Genomic DNA, 18569 nt, shown 5'->3' on the forward strand with positions numbered 1-18569 from the left:
CACCGCGCCCGGCCCGGCGGTCCGGCGCGCGCCGCGAGGCCCGGCGCGCTCCTTCGCTCTACCATCCGCGCATGTCCGCCACCGCCGTGCTCACCCTGCTCGCGGCCACCGTGCTGCTGGTGCCCCTGTTCAAGCGCCTGGGGCTGGGCTCGCTGCTGGGCTACCTGATCGCCGGCATCGCCGTGGGCCCCTACGGGCTGCACGTGGATTCGCAACCCCAGGCCGTGCTGCACACCGCCGAACTGGGCGTGACCCTGCTGATGTTCCTGATCGGCCTGGAACTCAAGCCCACGCGCTTGTGGGCCTTGCGGCGCCAGGTCTTCGGCCTCGGCCTGCTGCAGATGGCGGGCGTGGCGCTGCCGGTCGCGGCCCTCGCGCTGCTGGCCGGGCTGGCGCTGCCGGGCGCCGCGCTGGTGGGGGTGGCGCTGGCCATGTCCTCCACCGCCTACGTGCTGCCGCTGCTGGCCGAGCGCCGCGAACTCACCACGCGCCAGGGACGCGAGGCCTTCGCCATCCTGCTGTTCCAGGACGTGAGCGTGATTCCCATCCTGGCGCTGCTGTCGGTGGTTGGCGGAGCCGGCCGCGCCCCGGGCTGGGCGGCGCTGGCCGCGCTGGGGCTGCTTGCGGTGGCCGGGCGCCCGGTTCTGGCCACCATGTTCCGCTACGTGACCCGCTTCGGGCGCGGCAACCGCGAACTCTTCGCCGCCGCCGCCCTGCTCGGCGCGGTGGGCATCGCCGTGGCCCTGAACGCGGTGGGCCTGTCGGCCTCGCTGGGCGCCTTCCTGGCCGGCGTGCTGCTGGCCGATTCGGAGTTCCGCCATGAGCTGGAAGCCGCCATCGAGCCCTTCGAGAGCCTGCTGCTCGGGCTGTTCTTCATCGCCGTGGGCATGGGCATTCCGCTGGCCCTGCTGGCGGCGCATCCGCTGCTCATCGGCGGCCTGGGCGCCGGCATCGTGCTGCTCAAGGCGTTCAGCCTGTACGCGGTGCGCCGCGCCACGGGCGGTGAGCCGGCCGTGGCGCGTTCGCTGGCGGTGCTGCTGGCCTGCGGCGGCGAATTCGCCTTCGTGCTGTTCGCCGCGGCGCGCGGCAGCCTGCTGGCCCCCGAAACGGCCGACCTGCTCACCGCCGCGGTGGCGCTGAGCCTGGCGCTGGCCCCGCTGGCGGTGATCGCCCACGACCGCCTGCTGCTGCCCTGGGCGCGCTCGCGCGAGGCCCCTCCCTTCAGCCCCATCGACGAGCCGGGACGCCCGGTGGTTATCGCCGGCTTCGGCCGCGTCGGCCAGGTGGTGGGGCGCATGCTCAATGCGCGCGGAGTTCCCTTCACGGCGCTGGACGCGAGCGCCGAGCAGGTGGATTTCGTGCGCCGTTTCGGCAACACCATCTACTACGGCGACGCCAGTCGCCTGCCCCTGCTGCGCGCGGCCGGCGTGGAAGCGGCCCGCCTGTTCGTGCTGGCGGTCGACGACGTGGAGGCCAGCGTGAAGATCGCCGAGCTCCTGCGCAGGCATTTCCCCGAGGTTGCCGTGCTGGCGCGCGCGCGCAACCGCACGCACATGATGCGCCTGCGCGAGCTCGGCATCCAGCAAGTCATGCGCGAGACCTGGGGTTCCAGCGTGGACATGGGCAAGCACGCGCTGCAGCTGGTGGAGCCCGCGCTGGACGTGGAGGCCTTCGCCACGGTGTTCACCCAGCACGACCTGCGCCTGCTCGATCGCCAGCAGGCGGTCTATCACGACCAGGCCGCGCTCATCGCCCTGTCCCGCCAGGCCGGGGCCGAGCTCGAGGACATCCTGCAGAACGACGCGCGCCTGCGCCTGCGGGCCGCGCAGGTCCAGGCGCAGGAACAGGCCCCGGCGGCCGAGCTGGATTGAAGCCGTCCGCGTCCTCCTCGGCCCCGCGGCAGCCGCGGACGGCTCAGGGCGCCGCGCCGGCGCGCTCGCAACGCACCTCGGTACCCGCACCGGGCCGCGAAACCACGCTCAGCGAGGCTCCGATGATGCGCGCACGGTAGCGCATGATCGACAGCCCCAGGTGGCCCCAGGCCGGGGCCGTGTCCGGCAGGCCCACGCCGTCGTCGCTCACGCGCAGGCCGAAGGCCGCGCCCTGCGCGTCGAAGCGGATGTCGATGCGCGTGGCCTGCGCGTGCTTGGCGGCATTGACCACCGCTTCCTGCGCGATGCGGTACAGATGGGTCGCGGTGACCTGGTCGAGGGCTCCGGCATCGCCCGAGAACTCGAGCACGCAGGGCAGGCCGTGGCTGGAGGACGCGCTCGCGGCCATGGCCTCCAGGCTGGTCCGCAGCGAGCCGGCGTCGATGTGCACCGGCGCGCTGCCATTGGCCAGCGCACGTGCCTGGGCGAGCGCCTGCTCGATCTGCGCGGCCACCTGGCGCAGCGACTCCAGGGTCTGCGCATCGGCGCCGCCGCGCGCCAGGCGCCGCTCCAGGCCCAGCACCATCAGGTCGATGGCCAGCAGTTGCTGGCAGATGCCGTCGTGGATCTCGCGGCCGATACGGGCCTGCTCGGCGGTGCTGATCTCGATGACCTCGCGCTCCAGCGCGCGGCGCTCGCTGACGTCCTGCACGATCACGTGCAACAGCCGGCGCCCGCCCTCGCGCAGCGGCGAGGCCGTGAGTTCGATGTCGATCTCCTGCCCGTCCAGGCGCCGGGCCCGGTCCTGTTGCAGCGGCAGCACCTCGCCGGTGGCCTGGAAGCGCTCCAGGCGCTCGAGCACCGCCGCGCGGCGCGCTTCGGGAACGAGGTCCAGCAGGCTGCGGCCCACGAGTTGCGCGGCCGACCCGGCGCGGAACATGCTCAGCGCGCGTTGGTTGGCCATGACGATGCGCTCGCCGTCGCAGACCAGCTTGCCGATGGGCGACTGGTTGAACAGGTCGCGGTAGCGCCGCTCGCTGTCGGCCAGCGCCCGTTCGATCGCGCGGCTCTCGCTGAGGTCGAACACGAAGGCGATGCGATGCTGCGCCGTCCCCTCGGCATCGCGCACCACGGTGGCGTCGATGCGCACGGGAAATCGCGAGCCGTCGGCGCGCACGTGCTCGCTGTCGATCACCCCATGCTCACCCACCCCGATGCCGTCGAGCAGGCGCTGCAGGTCGCCCTGACGCTCCTGCGGAAACAGCACGGCCAGCGGCAGGCCGGCGAACTCGCCGGCCTGCCGCTGGCGCGCCTGTGCGAAGGCCCGGTTCACCGCGATCAGCCGGTTGCTGCGCGCGTCGGCGATGGCGATGCCGAATCCCGCCGAGTCGAACACCGTGGTCGGCAGCACGCGGCGCGCCAGCGCCTCGCGCCCCAGGTGGCGCAGCAGCAGGTACAGCACCGCGCTGGTGATCGCGACGAAGGCCAGGCCCTTGAGTGAATCGAAGGTCTCGGCCAGCCCGGGCCTGCCCACCGAAACGCGCACGATGCGGTCCGACACCAGGATCCACAGGCTGGCGGCGGCGGCGTAGGCCGCGACCATGGTCGACGGCCTCCATGCGAAATCGCGCCGCGCCATGCCGCGCGCGTTTCGGGCATCCCGGGGCAGGGCCTTCATGGGTCGTCGTGCGCGAGCGTCATCCGGTCACACGTCGATGGCGTCGCGCGAATGCGCACGCTCGCGCAGCACGAATTTCTGGATCTTGCCCGTGGAGGTCTTGGGCAACTCGCCGAACACCACCTTGCGCGGGGCCTTGAAACCCGCCATGTGCTCCTTGCAGAAGGCGATGATCTCGGCCTCCGTGGCGATGGCGCCGGCCTTGAGCTCGACGAAGGCGCAGGGGGTCTCGCCCCATTTCGGGTCGGGCCGCGCCACCACCGCGGCCACCATCACCGCCGGGTGGCGGTACAGCACGTCCTCCACCTCGATGCTGGAGATGTTCTCGCCGCCGGAGATGATGATGTCCTTGCTGCGGTCCTTGATCTTGATGTAGCCGTCCGGGTCCACCACCGCGAGGTCCCCGGTGTGGAACCAGCCGCCGCGGAAGGCCGCATCGCAGGCCTTGGGGTCGCCCAGGTAGCCCTTCATCATGATGTTGCCCTGGAACATCACCTCGCCCATGGTCTGGCCGTCGTGGGGCACCTCGGCCAGGGTGTCGGGGTCGCGCACCGTGGCGCCGTCCTGCAGGTGGTAGCGCACGCCCTGGCGGGCGTTGAGCCGCGCCCGCTCGGACAGCGGCAGCCCTTCCCAGGCCTGCTGCTTCACGCACACCGAGGCGGGGCCGTAGACCTCGGTGAGCCCGTAGACGTGGGTGAGATCGAAGCCCATGGATTCGAGGCCCTCGATCAGCGCCGCGGGCGGCGCCGCACCCGCCACCATCGCACGCACCTGGTGGGAGATGCCGGCCTTGAGCCCGGGGGCCGCGTTCACCAGCATGCCGTGCACGATGGGCGCGCCGCAGTAATGCGTGACCCGGTGCTCGCGGATCAGCCCCAGGATCGCCGCGGCGTCCACGCGCCGCAGGCACACGTTGACTCCGGCGCGCGCCGCGATGGTCCACGGAAAGCACCAGCCGTTGCAGTGGAACATCGGCAGGGTCCACAGGTACACCGGGTGCTGGGGCATGTCCCATTCCAGCACGTTGGACACGGCATTCAGATGCGCGCCCCGGTGGGAATACACCACCCCCTTGGGCTTGCCGGTGGTGCCCGAGGTGTAGTTCAGCGCGATCGAGGCCCACTCGTCGTCCACCCCGGGCGGCAGCTCGGCGGGATCCCCCTCGGCCAGCAGCTCCTCGTAGTCCACCCCGCCCAGGCTGGCGCCGCCCACGTCGAACTGGGTCTCGGCCACGTCCACCAGCAAGGGGCGCTGCAGGCCCTGGGCCGCGGCCAGTTCCAGCGCCTCGCCCATGGTGCCCGCGAATTCCGGGTCGCACAGCACCGCGCGGGCGCCGCCGTGGTACAGCATGTAGGCCAGCGCCTCCGGATCGAGCCGGGTGTTCAGGGTGTTGAGCACCATGCCCGCCATGGGAATGCCGAAATGCGCCTCCACCATCGCCGGCACGTTGGGCAGCATCACCGCCACGACATCGCCCGGGCGCAGGCCGCGCTTGCGCAGCGCGCTGGCCAGGCGCCGGCAGCGCTGGCCCACCTCGCCCCAGTCCCGGCGCAACGCGCCGTGCACGACAGCCAGGCGCCGCGGGTGGACCGCCGCGGCGCGCTCGAGGAACTGGATGGGAGTCAGCGGCCGGTGATTGGCCGCGTTGGGGCGCAGATCTGCGTCGAGCATGGGCGAGCTTCCTCGATGGGCCGAAAGGGCCGTTTTGCTTCGTTTGTATCCCGACTCAGGCCGAGGCGCCAGAGGGTTTGGGCAAGCTTTGTGCGGTGGAGGACACGAATCGACGAATCTGCGGAGGAATTCAGTCGGAGCAGCCAGGGCAGTTGCGGCTCTGGATCACGCTCACCTCGAAGGCGACGACACCGCGAACTCGTGCAGGAGGATCAGGAATCGCCGACGTCGCGAACCGCGGGCCGGGTCGGCGCGCCCTTGCGCGGGAGCACGCGATCGCCCAGGTAGAGGGCGATGCCGGCCCAGACCAGCCCGAAGCCGACGCCGTGGACCGCATCGAAGGCTTCGTGGTACAGCGCGACTCCCAGGATGAGCAGCATGGTCGGCGTGACGTACTGCAGGATCCCGAGCATGGCCAGCGGGATGCGCCGCGCACCGGCCGCGAACAGCAGCAAGGGGATGGTTGTCACGGGCCCTGCGGCGGCCAGCATCAGGCGATCGCCAGAAGTCGCGGCGACGAAGGCGTTCGCATGCTGCGCGCCCAGTAAGGCCAGGTACGCGAAGGCGAGCGGAAACACCAGCGCTGTCTCCAGCGCCAGCCCCTCGCAGGCGCCCAGCGGAGCGGTCTTGCGCAACAGGCTGTAGCCTGCGAAGCTCGACGCGAGCGCAACGGCGATCCAGGGCGCAACGCCAAGCGCCACGCCCATCCACCCGACTCCGGCCATGGCGAGAGCGATGGCTACGCGCTGTGCACGGCTCAACGGTTCGCGGAGCACGAGCGTGGCCAAGCCGATAGTGAGCAGGGGATTCAGAAAGTAACCCAGACTGGCATCGACCACATGCCCATGGTTGACGGCCCAGATGTTCACCCCCCAGTTGCACACCAGGAGCAGCCCGGCGGCGCCGAAGTGCGCGAGCAATGCCGGTCTTTCGCGCAGACGGGCGAGCCAGCGCCAGTCGCCTCCCCAGGCCACCACGGCAAGCGCCACTGGCAACGACCAGACTACCCTGTGCGCGAGGATCTCGATCGACGGAACGTGTTGCAGCAACCTGAAGTACAGCGGATACAGGCCCCAGAGCGCGTAGGCGGCGCATGCATAGGCGATGCCGGGTGATTCTCGGGACATACTGGATGTGGATTTCATGATTGCGCTCCCAAGCACGAGCTAGCGGAGAGGGAATGCGTGGACCTTATGGTCGGCAGCGTTGGGCTCGCAAGTCCATGTTTCTGGATTGGGGGAATTCGACCCTGCGAACAGCATGGATCGCGGGTCGCTTCAGCGTTGCCTCTTCGTGCAGTCCGGCAGGGTTCTGGAGCCGAGCAGAAGCTCGAACAAGGGGCGCGGCGCCGCTCCGGCCAAGCCCGCGTCGGCGAGGAGGCGACGAAAGCCCCGACTGTCCGAGTTCCTGCCGAGGCGTTCGCAAATGCGGTTCTTGCATTTGTGGATGGTGTCGGCGCTCCTGCGCGTACGCCCTGGCTGGGCCCGGTTCATGAACTCGGCGGTTTCCGCAAAGCTCCAGCCGTTAGCCAACAGGAAGCACACCAGGTGTTCATATTCGCTGAGCGCGACCCCGTGCAGGGACGGAGCGGCGGGTGTGCAACGCATCGGGCACCCGGTCGCGCAGGGCCCGAGGGAAGCCGGGAAGAACCGAAGGAAATGGCTGACGTCCGCGGGATACGCGCAGTAGACGGTTCCCGGCACTTCGCAGGTCGGCCGATGTTTCAGCAGGGACTTCTCGAATACGAAAGCCGCCGTGCCGCTCGCATAGCGGTGAACGTTGAGTACCGAGACTCGCGCATCGAGGTCCGAGCCATGCAGCAGCCGCAGGTCCTCCCTTCGGTAGTGTTCCGCGAACTCCGCGGTTCCCGCGCATGGCATGTCCCCGTCCAGACGCCCTGCGACTTCGCCACCGCGGGTCAGCCCGACAAGTCTCGCGAAGGCATCCGTGGCCGCCAAATGGCGCGACTCCACGTCCTTGACCCCACAGACCATCCCGGTGTGGGTCGAGAGCTTCCCGAAGGAGCGAACCATGCCCAGCAGGACCCGCCTGTGCTCGCAGGAAAAGTCAGTGGATGAAACGAGCACGAATGGCATGAGCCCTTGGATCCGCCTGCTCATGGCAAAGTTCCGACCCCGCAGGCAAGAGGGGGGCGAATCCTGCTCTCAAGCTTGCCCGCGCCACTTGCCGGTCGGGCAGAATCTCACAGGAACGAAAGCCCGCATGACAAGGAGAGCCACATGATCAAGGTCAGCGTGATGTACCCATACACCGAAGGCGCCCGCTTCGACCACGCCTACTACCGCGACCGCCACATGCCGCTGATGAAAGCGTGGTTGGGTGGCGCCTGCAACTATTACACCGTCGAAAAGGGCCTGTCCGGCAGATCGCCCGGTACGCCGCCCGCCTTCGTCGCCATGTGCGCGTTCATCTGCGAATCGGCTGAAGGCTACCGTGCCGCGCTGCAGGAGCACGGCGCCGAGATCCTGAACGACATCAAGAACTACACGGACATCGTGCCGGTGGTCCAGATCAGCGAGCTCGTGGTCGAGCGCTCAGCCCCCTGAATCCACGGGGAACCGTTGCGCCCATGCTGACGGGTCGCAGCCTGAGCGAACTCGTCATCGAAAGTACCCAGGAAGCCGCCGCGAAGATCGTGCGGGAGCATGAGCTCATCCGCCTGTCGCGCGAAGAACAGGCCGCCTTCGCGCATGCATTGCTGACGCCGGCCGAGCCAGGCACGCGCCTGCAGAAGGCGGTGCGGAACTACCGTCGGAAGACGGCGCTGTGATGGACCCCCGCCATGCCCCCGGTTAGGGCTGTGGACTGCGGCAGTCTGGCCCCAAGCAGTTCGTAGAGGAACGCTTGCGCGTTCTACGGGCGAGCGCTCGAGCGATCGGTACTCCGCAGGTCAACAGGCAGCATCCGCGTGGAACACGCGGATGCGCGGCTCGATGGCCGCCTTCGTCTCGCGCACGGCCATCCGCATGTCGTACTCGGTCTGCAGGTTCAGCCAGAACCGAGGCTCCATGCTGAAAAACAGGCCCAGGCGCAGCGCCGTGTCGGCCGTGATGGGACGCGTGCCGTGGACGATTTCGCTGATGCGGCTGGGCGACACGTCGATGTCGGCAGCAAGTTGCCGGGCGCTGATGCCCATGGGCTTCATGAAGTCCTCCAGCAACACCTCGCCGGGGTGGATCTCGTCAAGCAGCTTGGTCATCGTCCATTCTCAGTGATAGTCCACGATTTCGACCTGGTGGGCGCCGTCGCTCTTCCAAACGAAGCACACGCGCCACTGGTCATTGATGCGGATACTGTGCTGCCCTCTTCGGTCATCCTTCAAGGCCTCCAGATGGTTGCCCGGAGGAACGCGCAAGCTCTCCAGCATGGTCGCAGCGTGCAGCTGCAGCAGTTTGCGCCGGGCGACCCGCTCGAAGTTCCTGGACCGCGGCACAGGCTGGCTGTGGAACAGCGCCTCGGTCTGCGCGCAGGCGAACGACTGGATCATGGCGCATGATGTTCCGTATCAAAGAACCTGTCAAGAAGAATGGTATTCGCTGGCATTCTTCGTGGAGATGCGACCGGTCGGGCGGCGCCACGGCGCGCGGGCGCGCCCAGCCGGCAATCGTTCTCTGGTGCCGCTTGTCCGACTCGAACGGACGACCTACCGCTTACAAGGCGGTTGCTCTACCAGCTGAGCTAAAGCGGCCGGAAAGGCTCGGGGGGCGCGTGGCGGCGCCCTATTTGACCCGTTTGAGATGCGAGCCGGGAGCGCGCGGGGGAGGCTCGGGCTCGTCGTCGTCCGGCCCCTTGCGCCCGGCGGCGCCCTCGGATCCGGAAGGCGGCACCGCGTGCAGGCGCGGGGCGCCGGCCGCGGGCGCGGCGGGCGCAGGCGCCGGGGCGGGCGCGGCTTGCGGCGCGGCCTCGGCCGGGGTGGACTCGGGCGCGGCCTCGCCCGGCTCCCCGGCGTCGGGGTGGCTCACCGGGAAGGCCATGCCCTGGCCGTTCTCGCGGGCGTAGATGGCGTTGACGTGGCTGACCGGCACGACGATGTCGCGCGCGACGCCGCCGAAGCGGGCGCGGAAGCTGATCTCGTCGTTGCCCATGTTCAGGCCGCTGGTCGCGCCGAAGCTGATGTTCAGCACGATCTCGCCGTTGCGCACGTGCTCGCGCGGCACGCGCACGCTGGAGTCGACCCGCACCGCCAGGTGGGGCGTGAAGCCGTTGTCGCAGCACCATTCGTACAGGGCGCGCAACAGGTAGGGCTTGGTGGAGGTGGAGCCCTCGGCGGTGTCGGTCATGGTGGCCTCCAGCGGCGCGCGGACTTACTTGCGCATCACCTTCTCGGACGGGGTCAGCGCCTCGATGTAGGCCGGGCGCTGGAAAATGCGCTCGGCGTACTTGGCCAGCGGCGCCGCCGACTTGGGCAGGTCGATGCCGTAGTGGTCCAGGCGCCACAGCAGCGGCGCGATGGACACGTCGAGCATGGAGAACTCGTCGCCCAGCATGTAGCGGTTCTTGGTGAACACCGGGGCGAGCTGGGTCAGGCGGTCGCGGATGGCCGAGCGCGCCTTTTCCATGGCCTTCTCGTTGGCCTTGGTGGCGCGCGCCTCCAGCGTGCCTACATGCACGAACAGTTCCTTCTCGAAATTGAACAGGAACAGACGCACCCGCGCGCGCGCCACCGGGTCGCCCGGCATCAGCTGCGGGTGCGGGAAGCGCTCGTCGATGTACTCGTTGATGATGTTCGATTCGTACAGGATCAGGTCGCGCTCGACCAGGATCGGGACCTGGCCGTAGGGATTCATGACGTTGACGTCCTCGGGCTTGTTGAACAAGTCGACGTCACGGATCTCGAAATCCATGCCCTTTTCGAACAGCACGAAACGGCAACGCTGCGAGAACGGGCAGGTCGTGCCGGAATAAAGCACCATCATGAGATGCGACTCCTGAAAAAGCAAAGGGAGTGAGCTGACTCACCCCCGGGGACAGGCTTCGGTGGTTGCGCAGGGCCGTGCCACGCCAGGGCGGGGGCACGCGTGCCGTGCGCGGGACGGACTACTTCACGTCTTTCCAGTATTCGGTCTTGAGCCGCCACGTGATGAAGGTGAATACCGCCAGGAACAGCAGGACCACGACCCCGATACGCTTGCGCTCGATCTGCGCCGGCTCGGCCATCCACTGCATGAAGGCGACAAGATCGGCAATCTGTGAATCATACCTCGTTTCCGGCAAGACCCCCGCATGCAGCTGCTGCCAGCCCAGGAACACCTCGCGCCGGGCGGCGGGGTCGCCGGGGTCGGCTTCCAGGCGCATGCGCGCCGCGCGCTCGCCCTGCAGGCGCCACAGCGGGTTGGGCATGGCCACGCCGGGCACCAGCAGATTGTTCCAGCCGGTCGGGCGCGAGGCGTCGCGGTAGAAGCTCAGCAGGTAGGTGTAGAGAAAGTCGGCCCCGGAGCCCTGCTCCGAACCCAGCGCGCGCTCGATCACCGAAAGGTCCGGCGGCACGGCGCCGAACCAGGCCTGCGCCTGCTCGGGGGTCAGCGCCACGGTCATGGTCTCGCCCAGGCGCTGCCCCGTGAACATCAGGTTGGCCTGGATCTGCGCCGCGCTCAGGCCGATGGAGCGAAGTTTCTCGTAGCGCATGAACTGCGCGGAATGGCAGTTCAGGCAATAGTTGACGAACAGGCGCGCGCCGCTTTGCAGCGAGCGCATGTCGCCAACCCGGTAGGGAGCGTGCATCAGGCGCGGCGCGGCGTCGGCGCGGGCGCCGCCGGCCGGGCCCAGCAGGAGGGGCAGGCACAGCAGCAGCGCGCGCAGCAGCGCCGCCGGGCGCGTCGCGCGGTCAAGCAGGTCGAAGGGCATGGTGCGGCCTTGGAAAGCGGCGTGGGGTGGCGGCGTGGGCCGGCGGCGAGGCAGCAGCCTTCAGTGCGGGCGGTAGACCAGTCGCTCGGGCACCGGGCGGCAGCGCCCCAGGCGGCTCCACCAGGGCATGAGCCAGAAGAAGCCGAAATACACGAAGGTGCAGGACACCGAGATCCAGTAGCCCATCGGAGACGGCGGGGAAATGCCGAACCAGCCCAGCACGACGAAGGCGCAGACGAATCCCAGCAGCAGCGCCAGATGCCAGCGCGGCCGGTAGCGCATGGACTTGACCGCGGAGCGATCCAGCCAGGGCAGCGCGAACAGCGACAACACGGCGCCGCCCATCACCACCACGCCCCAGAACTTCGCGTCCAGCGTGGCCAGCGCCCACAGCAGCCAGGCCGTGCCGGCCGCGAGCAGGGCCGCGCGCAGCGGACGACGGCGCGCGCGCCAGGCGCCGCGCAGCGCGGCGGCACCCAGCACCACCATCCAGATGTGCACCGAGTTGCTGGTGGTGGCGCGCAGCATGGAATAGAAGGGCGTGAAATACCAGACCGGAGCGATGTGCGGCGGGGTCTTCAGCGGGTCGGCCGGCATGAAGTTGTTGTGTTCGAGAAAGTAGCCGCCGAAGGTGGGGGCGAAGAACAGCACCGCGCAGAACACCATCAGGAACACCGAGACGCCGAACAGGTCGTGCACCGTGTAGTAGGGATGGAAGGTGATGCCGTCGCGCGGGTTGCCGCGTTCGTCCTTGTTGGCCTTGATCTCGATGCCGTCGGGGTTGTTGGAGCCGACCTGGTGCAGCGCGATGATGTGCGCGCCGACGATGGCCACCAGCAGCAACGGGATGGCGACGATGTGGAAGGCGTAGAAGCGGTTGAGCGTGGCGTCGCCGACCACGTAGTCGCCGCGGATCCACAGCGCCAGGTCCGGCCCGATCCCGGGGATGGCCGAGAACAGGTTGACGATGACCTGCGCCCCCCAGAAGGACATCTGGCCCCAGGGCAGCAGGTAGCCGAAGAAGGCCTCGGCCATGAGCGCGAGGAAGATCAGGCAGCCGACGATCCACACCAGTTCGCGCGGCCTGCGGTAGGAACCGTACAGGAAGCCGCGGAAGATGTGCATGTAGATGACGATGAAAAAGGCCGAAGCGCCGGTAGAGTGGATGTAGCGGATCAGCCAGCCCCAGTCGACATCGCGCATGATCAGCTCGACCGAGCCGAAGGCCAGCGCCGAGTCGGGCTTGTAGTGCATGGCCAGGAAGATGCCGCTGACGATCTGGATGGCCAGCACGAAGATCGCGAGCGAGCCGAAGTAGTACCAGAAGTTCAGGTTCTTCGGCGCGTAGTACTCGGTCAGGTGCGCCGACCACAGCGAGGAGAAGGGGAAACGATCGTCGATCCACTGGCGCAGGCCGACGCGCGGCGCGGCCTCGGTGATCTCGGGGGAGCTGCTCTCGGACATGGCCTCGTCTCCTCAAGCCTGGGCTTCGCCGAGCAGGATCTTGTGCTCGCCGATGAAGCGGTAGGGGGGCACCGGCAGGTTGGCCGGCGCCGGCATGTTCTTGAACACCCGCGCGGCGAGGTCGAACTCGGAGCCGTGGCAGGGGCACAGGAAGCCGCCATCCCAGTCCGCGGGCAGCGAGGGCTGCGGGCCGGGGCGGAAGCGGTCCACCGGGGAGCAGCCCAGGTGGGTGCAGATGCCCACGACCACCAGGTATTCGGGGCGGATGGAGCGCCAGCGGTTCTGCGCCCACACGGGGGTGGGGACGTCCTGGTTCTTCGACAGCGGGTCGGCCACCAGCGCGTCGGTGTGTTCCAGGCTGGCCAGCATCTGCGGCGTGCGACGCAGGAACCAGATCGGCTGGCCGCGCCATAGCACGGTCATTTTCTCGGCCGGGCGCAGCGCCGAGATGTCGACCTCGATGGGTCCGCCCTCGGCGCGCGCCTTGGCAGACGGGCCCAGGGATTCGGCGAAGGGCAGCGCGGCACCTGCGCCCCCCACGCATCCGGCCGCTCCCGCGGCAATCAACCAGATCCGGCGTTGCGAGTCCATGGGTTCCCTCGGGCGATGTCGATGGCCGCCTGCGGCCGGTCGGAGGGGCCCGGCGTTGGCGCCCGGCCCCCCTGCGAGGACCGCATTGTGGAACCCGCATGCCCCCAGGGGCATTAGGAAAACTATGTATAAGCAGATGCTTATTTACGCCGCGGGCCCGGGAATCTTGCGCGCGCGCAAGCTGGCGTCGCACAAGGAGTTTTCCGGGCTTCGCACGCTGCAGCGCAACACGCAAGCCTGAAACGGGGAAAGCCCTGCCCTGTCTTCGCAAAGTTCGGCGGCTGGATCAAAATACACTGCAGCTTCCTCGCTTCCCCGCGTGCTTCACGCAGTTCTCACAAAACGGAGATGGTTCCGATGAGCCTTCTGAAGGATTTCAAGGATTTCGCGGTCAAGGGCAACGTGATCGATCTGGCCGTGGCGGTGATCATCGGCGGCGCCTTCGGCAAGATCGTCTCGGCGCTGGTCGCCGACCTCATCATGCCGGTGGTCGGCCTGGTGGTGGGCAAGATCGACTTCACCAACCTGTTCGTCGTGCTGGGCGACCTGCCGCCAGGTACGCCGCGCACGCTGGAGGCGCTGAAAAAGGCCAACATCCCCGTGCTGGCCTACGGGGATTTCCTCACCATCACGCTGAACTTCCTGATCCTGGCCTTCGTGATCTTCCTGATGGTGCGCATGATCGCCAAGCTCAAGCGGGCGCAGCCGGAGGAGGCGGCGCCGCCGGCGCCTACGCCCGAGGACGTGCTGCTGCTGCGCGAGATCCGCGACAGCCTCAAGCGCTGAGCACTGGCGCGGCCAGGCGCCGCGCCATGGCGATGGCCGAGCACAGGCTGGCCTCGTCGGCCACGCCGCGCCCGGCGATGTCGAAGGCGGTGCCGTGGTCGGGGCTGGTGCGTACGAAGGGCAGGCCCAGCGTGATGTTGACCCCCTGCTCCAGCCCCAGGTATTTCACGGGGATCAGCGCGTGGTCGTGCAGCATGGCCACGACCACGTCGAAGGCCCCGGGGTGCGTGGGGGTGTTGCGGGCGCGCATGAACACCGTGTCGGGCGCGTAGGGGCCGCTGGCGTCGATGCCCTCGGCGCGCGCGCGCCCGATGGCCGGCGCCAGGATGCGTGCCTCCTCGTCGCCGAACAGCCCGCCCTCGCCAGCGTGCGGGTTGAGCCCCGCCACCGCGATGCGCGCGGCGCCCAGGCCCCAGGCACGCGCCGCCGCGTGGGTGATGCGCAGGGTCTGCAGCACCGCCTCCTCGGTGATCGCCTCCAGCGCACGGCGCACGCTGAGGTGGATGGTGACCAGCACCGTGCGCAACTCGTCGTTGGCCAGCATCATGCGCACCGGCGCGCCGCCGCACAGGTCCTGCAGGATCTCGGTATGCCCGGGCAAGGGCACGCCGGCCGCGTGCAGCGCTTCCTTGTGGATGGGCGCGGTGACCAGCGCCGCCACCTCGCCACGCAGCGCCGCGCGCGACGCCGCGATGATGCTGGCGTGCGCGGCCGCGCCGGCGCGCGCATCGACATGCCCCAGGGCCACGCCGCGCAGGCTGGCCGCATCGACGCCTTCGGCCTGCAGCACCGGAATCACGCCCGGCGGCAGGCCGGCGCCATCGCCGGGGCGCTCGATGCGCGCCACCACGGCACGCGCGCAGGCGGCCTCGCCGGCCAGACGCGCCGCGGCCCGCGCCAGGGTCTCGGCGCAGCCGTAGACCACGCAGCCGGCGGCGGCCCCGCGCGCGTAGGCCTTGACGATGATTTCCGGGCCGATGCCCGCGGCATCCCCCATGGAGATGGCCAGGGGTTTTTCGAGCGCCCCCAGGGCCGGGCTGCACCCAGCCCGCCCCCCGTGGGGGTCAAGAAGACTTGGGGCGGCCCGGCGCTTTCTTGAGAGCTTCATGGCGGCCTCAGGCGGGGTTGTCCAGGTCGATGAAATGGTGTTCGAGGCCGAACTGCGCAGCCAGGTGCTCGCCCAGCGCCTGCACGCCGTAGCGCTCGGAGGCGTGGTGCCCGCAGGCCAGGTAGGCCACGCCCATTTCCTGCGCGAAATGCGCGGTGGGCTCGGAGATCTCGCCGCTGACGTAGGTGTCGGCCCCCGCCTGCTGCGCCGCTTCGATCCACCCCTGCGCGGCCCCGGTGCACCAGCCCAGGCGGCCGACCGGCGCGGCGGCGTCGCCCACCAGCAGCACCTTGCGCCCCAGCAGCCCTTCCAGCGCCCGCGCCAGCTCGCCGCGCGTGGCCTGGGGCGCGCGCCCCAGCACACCCAGGCCCTGCTTGCCGAAATGGCTTTCGGCCTGCCAGCCCAGGCGGGCGGCCAGTTGGGCGTTGTTGCCCAGCAGGGGGTGCGCGTCCAGCGGCAGGTGGAAGGCGAACAGGTTCATGTCGGCCTGCAGCAGCGCCTTCAGGCGCTTGTGGCGCTGCCCGGTGACGCGCGCATCCTCGCCGCGCCAGAACCAGCCGTGGTGCACCAGCAGCGCGCAGGCATCGAGTTCGGCGGCACGGCGCACCAGTTCCAGGCTGGCGGTCACACCGCTGACCACGCGGCGGATGCGCGCGCGCCCCTCGACCTGCAGGCCGTTCGGGGCATAATCGTCGAAGCTGTCGACGCTCAACAATTCGTGCAGGTGCTCCGCAAGGCGTTCGCGTGTGAGCATGTCGGGTTCGGGCCGTGTGAGATGCATGGGAGCACGGCAGCGCGACGAAACACGAGCCATGCGACGACTCTGGGAGATTTTCGCTCAAGCGACCACGATTGCGGTGGGCGTGCTGCTGGCCGCGCGCCTGCTGGCCCCACAATGGTTCGCCGGGCCCCGGCCGGCGGCGAGCCCGCCGGCGGCGGTCCAGTTCGCGCCCCGCGCCGTGCAGGCGCCGCGCGGGTACGCCGAAGCGGCCGCGCGCGCGATGCCCGCGGTGGTCTCGGTCACCTCCGAGCGCATGCCGCGCCGCTCGCGTGCGCTGCCCGGGGACCAGGGCTCGGGCCGCCCCGGCACACTGCGCCCGAGTCTGGGGCTGGGCTCGGGCGTGCTGGTCTCGCCGTCCGGCTACGTGTTGACCAACGACCACGTGATCGAGGGCGCCGAGCAGATCGAGGTGCGCCTGGCCGACGGCCGCCGGGCCCGCGCCACCCTGGTGGGGCGAGACCCCGACACCGACCTGGCGGTGCTGCGCATCGCGCTGCCCGATCTGCCGGCGCTGGACTTCGCCGACGAACGCAAGGCGCGCGTGGGGGACGGGGTGCTGGCCGTCGGCTACCCCTTCGGCGTGGGCCAGACCGTGACCCAGGGCATCATCAGCGCACTGGGCCGCAGCCGTCTGGGCATCAACACCTTCGAGAACTTCATCCAGACCGACGCTGCCATCAACCCGGGCAACTCGGGCGGCGCGCTGGTGGACGCGCAGGGCCGTCTGCTGGGCATCAACACCGCGATCTACTCCGCCTCGGGAGGCTCGCTGGGCATCGGTTTCGCGGTGCCGGCGTCCACCGCCCGGGAGGTGCTGCGCCAGTTGATCGCCCACGGACGGGTGCGCCGCGGCTGGATCGGCGTGGAGGTCCGCGGCCTGGAGCCCTCGCAGGCCCGGCGCCTGGGCCTGCCTGGCGGGCGCGGCGCGCAGGGCGTGCTGGTCGCCGAGGTGCTGGCCGGCGGACCCGCGCAGCGCGCGGGGCTGCGCGCGGGAGACGTCCTGCTGCGCCTGGACGGCCGCGCGGTCGACGACGCCGACCAGTTGCTCGACCGCGTGGCCGCGCTGACTCCCGGGGGCGAGACGAGCCTCGAAGTGCTGCGCGCCGGCAAGCGCCGCAGCCTGCAGCTGAAGGTGGGCCTGCGCCCGCTGCCGCCGCCGTCGGAGGACGGCGACTCCGCGGACGACGAGGATGGGGCGGCGGACGGCGCGGCGAGCGAGCCGGGCCCGGCCGCGCTGCCGCCCTGGGGGCAGCCTTCGCGGCCGGCGCCGACGGGCCGGCCCTACAGCTGAGCGCGCCCGGACCGGCGGCCGGGGCTCAGCCCTTGGACGGGTCCTCGGACGCGTCCTTGGCCTCGGCCGCGTCCTCGGCGGCCTGCGCCTCGGGAGGCGCCGAATAGGTGCCGAGGATGCGCGCTCCGATGATGCCCACTTCGTACAGCAGGATCATCGACACCGCCAGCGAGCTCTGCGAGAACACGTCGGGCGGCGTGATCACCGCGGCGATGGCGAAGGCGGCGACGATGAAGTAGGCGCGCCAGGCCTTGAGCTGCGCGACGGTCAGCACCTGGAAGCGCACCAGCAGCATCAGCACCACCGGGACCTCGAAGGCGCTGCCGAAGGCCAGGAACAGCGTGAGCACAAAGTTCAGGTAGGACTCGATGTCCGGGGCCGCGGTGATCACCTTCGGCGCCACCGCCTGGATGAAGGTGAACAGGCGGCCGAGCACGATGAAATAGGCGAAGGACACGCCCAGGTAGAACAGGATCGTGCTCAGGATCACCAGCGGCAGCACCAGGCGGCGCTCGTGGGCGTACAGGCCGGGGGCCACGAAGGCCCACAGCTGGTAGAGCACCACCGGCAGCGCCACCATCAGCGCGGCCAGCATGGTCAGCTTCAGCGGCACCAGGAAGGGGGTGATGACCCCGATGGCGATCATGCTGGAGCCGTGGGGCAGGTGCGCGATCAGCGGGCGCGCGAACAGGTCGAACAGCCCCGAGGGGCCGGGATAGAACACCAGCACCGCGAACACCACGCCCACCCCGATCAGCGCGCGGATGAGGCGGTCGCGCAACTCGATCAGGTGGGAAATGAAGGGCTGTTCGCCCTGCGGATCATCGGGTTGGGACGACGGGGCTTCGCTCACCGTGCTCACTCGAGGCTCAAGGGGGAGTCCATGGGAATGCGCGGCGCCGCGCGAGGCGGGACCGGCGATGGATGGTTCGGTCCGCAGCGCTCAGGCACGCGTGCGCACCCGGTAGCGGGCCATGCGCGCCGCACCCGACAGCGCATGCCCGCGCAGGCGCGAGTGCCGGCGGTACCACAGCGGCACCGAGCCGCCGCCCGAGCGCTTGAGGCGCTTGGAGCGCCCCGGCTCGGCCAGGTAGGGGACGGGCGAGGCGCCGGCGCTGTCCTGCGCGACGTCGGCCGAACCCGTGCCCGGCAGGCCCGCGGTGGCTTCCTTCCAGGCGCTGTCGAACTCGTCGCGCACGTCGCCGAGGTTCTTGGACACCGACTCGTGGATGTCGCGCACCGAAGTCTCCACCGCCGACTTCATGCTGCGCAGGTCGTCGAGCTCGATCTGCCGGTTGACCTCGGTCTTGACGTCGGCCATGTAGCGCTGCGCGCGCCCCATCAGATTGCCCACCGTGCGGGCCACGCGCGGGAGCTTCTCGGGGCCGAGCACGATCAGCGCGACCACGCCGATCACGCCCAGTTCGGAGATTCCGATGTCGAACATGGCTCAATGAGGACAA

General features: G+C 69.8%; 20 protein-coding genes and 1 tRNA gene. 5 read left to right on the forward strand and 16 right to left on the reverse strand.

Going from position 1 to position 18569, the window contains the following annotated elements; translation table 11 throughout:
- The first annotated feature begins 71 nt into the window (after positions 1-71).
- On the forward strand, positions 72-1871 hold the full coding sequence (locus tag D466_RS0110155) for a cation:proton antiporter (protein WP_018913611.1): 1800 nt from the start codon (positions 72-74) through the stop codon (positions 1869-1871).
- 43 nt (positions 1872-1914) lie between these two features.
- Here D466_RS0110155 and D466_RS0110160 read toward each other — a convergent pair whose 3' ends face one another.
- From D466_RS0110160 to D466_RS0110175, 4 genes are all read right to left on the reverse strand, one after another.
- Positions 1915-3549 carry a PAS domain S-box protein gene (locus tag D466_RS0110160; RefSeq protein ID WP_081629912.1) on the reverse strand — a complete coding sequence of 545 codons (1635 nt, stop codon included), beginning with the start codon at positions 3547-3549 and terminating at the stop codon, positions 1915-1917.
- A 27-nt stretch (positions 3550-3576) separates the two neighbouring features.
- Positions 3577-5220 (reverse strand): acyl-CoA synthetase, encoded by a 1644-nt coding sequence (locus tag D466_RS0110165; protein ID WP_018913613.1) that lies wholly within the window; start codon positions 5218-5220, stop codon positions 3577-3579.
- Positions 5221-5432: 212 nt separating this feature from the next.
- Positions 5433-6365, reverse strand: a complete 933-nt coding sequence (gene rarD, locus D466_RS0110170; RefSeq protein WP_038165928.1) for an EamA family transporter RarD — start codon at positions 6363-6365, stop codon at positions 5433-5435.
- A gap of 132 nt (positions 6366-6497) precedes the next feature.
- Positions 6498-7316, reverse strand: coding sequence for a hypothetical protein (locus D466_RS0110175; RefSeq protein ID WP_156004169.1), 819 nt, complete (start codon positions 7314-7316; stop codon positions 6498-6500).
- 144 nt (positions 7317-7460) lie between these two features.
- Between D466_RS0110175 and D466_RS0110180 the strand changes: the two genes are divergently transcribed.
- Together D466_RS0110180 and D466_RS21355 are read left to right on the forward strand one after the other, a co-directional pair.
- Complete coding sequence (locus D466_RS0110180; protein WP_018913616.1) at positions 7461-7787, forward strand: EthD family reductase; 327 nt, start codon at positions 7461-7463, stop codon at positions 7785-7787.
- Between the two features lie 23 nt (positions 7788-7810).
- On the forward strand, positions 7811-8011 hold the full coding sequence (locus D466_RS21355) for a DUF1778 domain-containing protein (RefSeq protein WP_018913617.1): 201 nt from the start codon (positions 7811-7813) through the stop codon (positions 8009-8011).
- 120 nt (positions 8012-8131) lie between these two features.
- Here the strand turns inward: D466_RS21355 and D466_RS0110190 are convergent, their stop codons facing one another.
- The 8 genes from D466_RS0110190 to petA all read right to left on the reverse strand — a co-directional run bounded on the left by D466_RS0110190 (position 8132) and on the right by petA (position 13140).
- Entirely contained in the window at positions 8132-8440 is a 309-nt protein-coding gene (locus tag D466_RS0110190) for a HigA family addiction module antitoxin (RefSeq protein ID WP_018913618.1), read from the reverse strand.
- Positions 8441-8449: 9 nt separating this feature from the next.
- On the reverse strand, positions 8450-8728 hold the full coding sequence (locus D466_RS0110195; RefSeq protein WP_018913619.1) for a type II toxin-antitoxin system RelE/ParE family toxin: 279 nt from the start codon (positions 8726-8728) through the stop codon (positions 8450-8452).
- 125 nt (positions 8729-8853) lie between these two features.
- Positions 8854-8929 (reverse strand) — tRNA-Thr (locus tag D466_RS0110200).
- Positions 8930-8960: 31 nt separating this feature from the next.
- Positions 8961-9521, reverse strand: a complete 561-nt coding sequence (locus tag D466_RS0110205) for a ClpXP protease specificity-enhancing factor (RefSeq protein WP_018913620.1) — start codon at positions 9519-9521, stop codon at positions 8961-8963.
- Positions 9522-9545: 24 nt separating this feature from the next.
- Positions 9546-10157: a glutathione S-transferase N-terminal domain-containing protein gene (locus D466_RS0110210; protein WP_018913621.1), complete on the reverse strand. Its 612-nt coding sequence runs from the start codon at positions 10155-10157 to the stop codon at positions 9546-9548.
- A 121-nt stretch (positions 10158-10278) separates the two neighbouring features.
- Entirely contained in the window at positions 10279-11085 is an 807-nt protein-coding gene (locus D466_RS0110215; protein WP_018913622.1) for a cytochrome c1, read from the reverse strand.
- A gap of 60 nt (positions 11086-11145) precedes the next feature.
- Entirely contained in the window at positions 11146-12549 is a 1404-nt protein-coding gene (locus D466_RS0110220) for a cytochrome bc complex cytochrome b subunit (protein WP_018913623.1), read from the reverse strand.
- A 12-nt stretch (positions 12550-12561) separates the two neighbouring features.
- Positions 12562-13140 carry a ubiquinol-cytochrome c reductase iron-sulfur subunit gene (gene petA, locus D466_RS0110225; RefSeq protein WP_018913624.1) on the reverse strand — a complete coding sequence of 193 codons (579 nt, stop codon included), beginning with the start codon at positions 13138-13140 and terminating at the stop codon, positions 12562-12564.
- Between the two features lie 357 nt (positions 13141-13497).
- Here petA and mscL point away from each other — a divergent pair, with 357 nt between their 5' ends.
- Positions 13498-13926 (forward strand): large conductance mechanosensitive channel protein MscL, encoded by a 429-nt coding sequence (gene mscL, locus D466_RS0110235; RefSeq protein WP_018913626.1) that lies wholly within the window; start codon positions 13498-13500, stop codon positions 13924-13926.
- On the opposite strand, the gene pdxA is transcribed toward mscL, so the two are convergent.
- Complete coding sequence (gene pdxA, locus D466_RS0110240) at positions 13916-14923, reverse strand: 4-hydroxythreonine-4-phosphate dehydrogenase PdxA (protein WP_018913627.1); 1008 nt, start codon at positions 14921-14923, stop codon at positions 13916-13918. The two genes, mscL and pdxA, sit on opposite strands and share 11 nt — an antisense overlap.
- A gap of 118 nt (positions 14924-15041) precedes the next feature.
- Complete coding sequence (locus D466_RS0110245) at positions 15042-15788, reverse strand: Nif3-like dinuclear metal center hexameric protein (protein ID WP_018913628.1); 747 nt, start codon at positions 15786-15788, stop codon at positions 15042-15044.
- Positions 15789-15846: 58 nt separating this feature from the next.
- Here D466_RS0110245 and D466_RS21360 point away from each other — a divergent pair, with 58 nt between their 5' ends.
- The gene (locus tag D466_RS21360) at positions 15847-17106 is read left to right on the forward strand and encodes a S1C family serine protease (RefSeq protein ID WP_051083732.1); all 1260 of its coding nucleotides are present in this window, start codon (positions 15847-15849) and stop codon (positions 17104-17106) included.
- A gap of 25 nt (positions 17107-17131) precedes the next feature.
- Here D466_RS21360 and tatC read toward each other — a convergent pair whose 3' ends face one another.
- Complete coding sequence (gene tatC / locus D466_RS0110255) at positions 17132-17959, reverse strand: twin-arginine translocase subunit TatC (protein WP_026285127.1); 828 nt, start codon at positions 17957-17959, stop codon at positions 17132-17134.
- A 90-nt stretch (positions 17960-18049) separates the two neighbouring features.
- Entirely contained in the window at positions 18050-18553 is a 504-nt protein-coding gene (gene tatB, locus D466_RS0110260) for a Sec-independent protein translocase protein TatB (protein WP_018913631.1), read from the reverse strand.
- Between the last annotated feature and the right edge of the window lie 16 nt (positions 18554-18569).

The sequence above is a fragment of the Thiomonas sp. FB-6 genome (assembly GCF_000377645.1).
Lineage (GTDB): Bacteria > Pseudomonadota > Gammaproteobacteria > Burkholderiales > Burkholderiaceae_C > Thiomonas_A.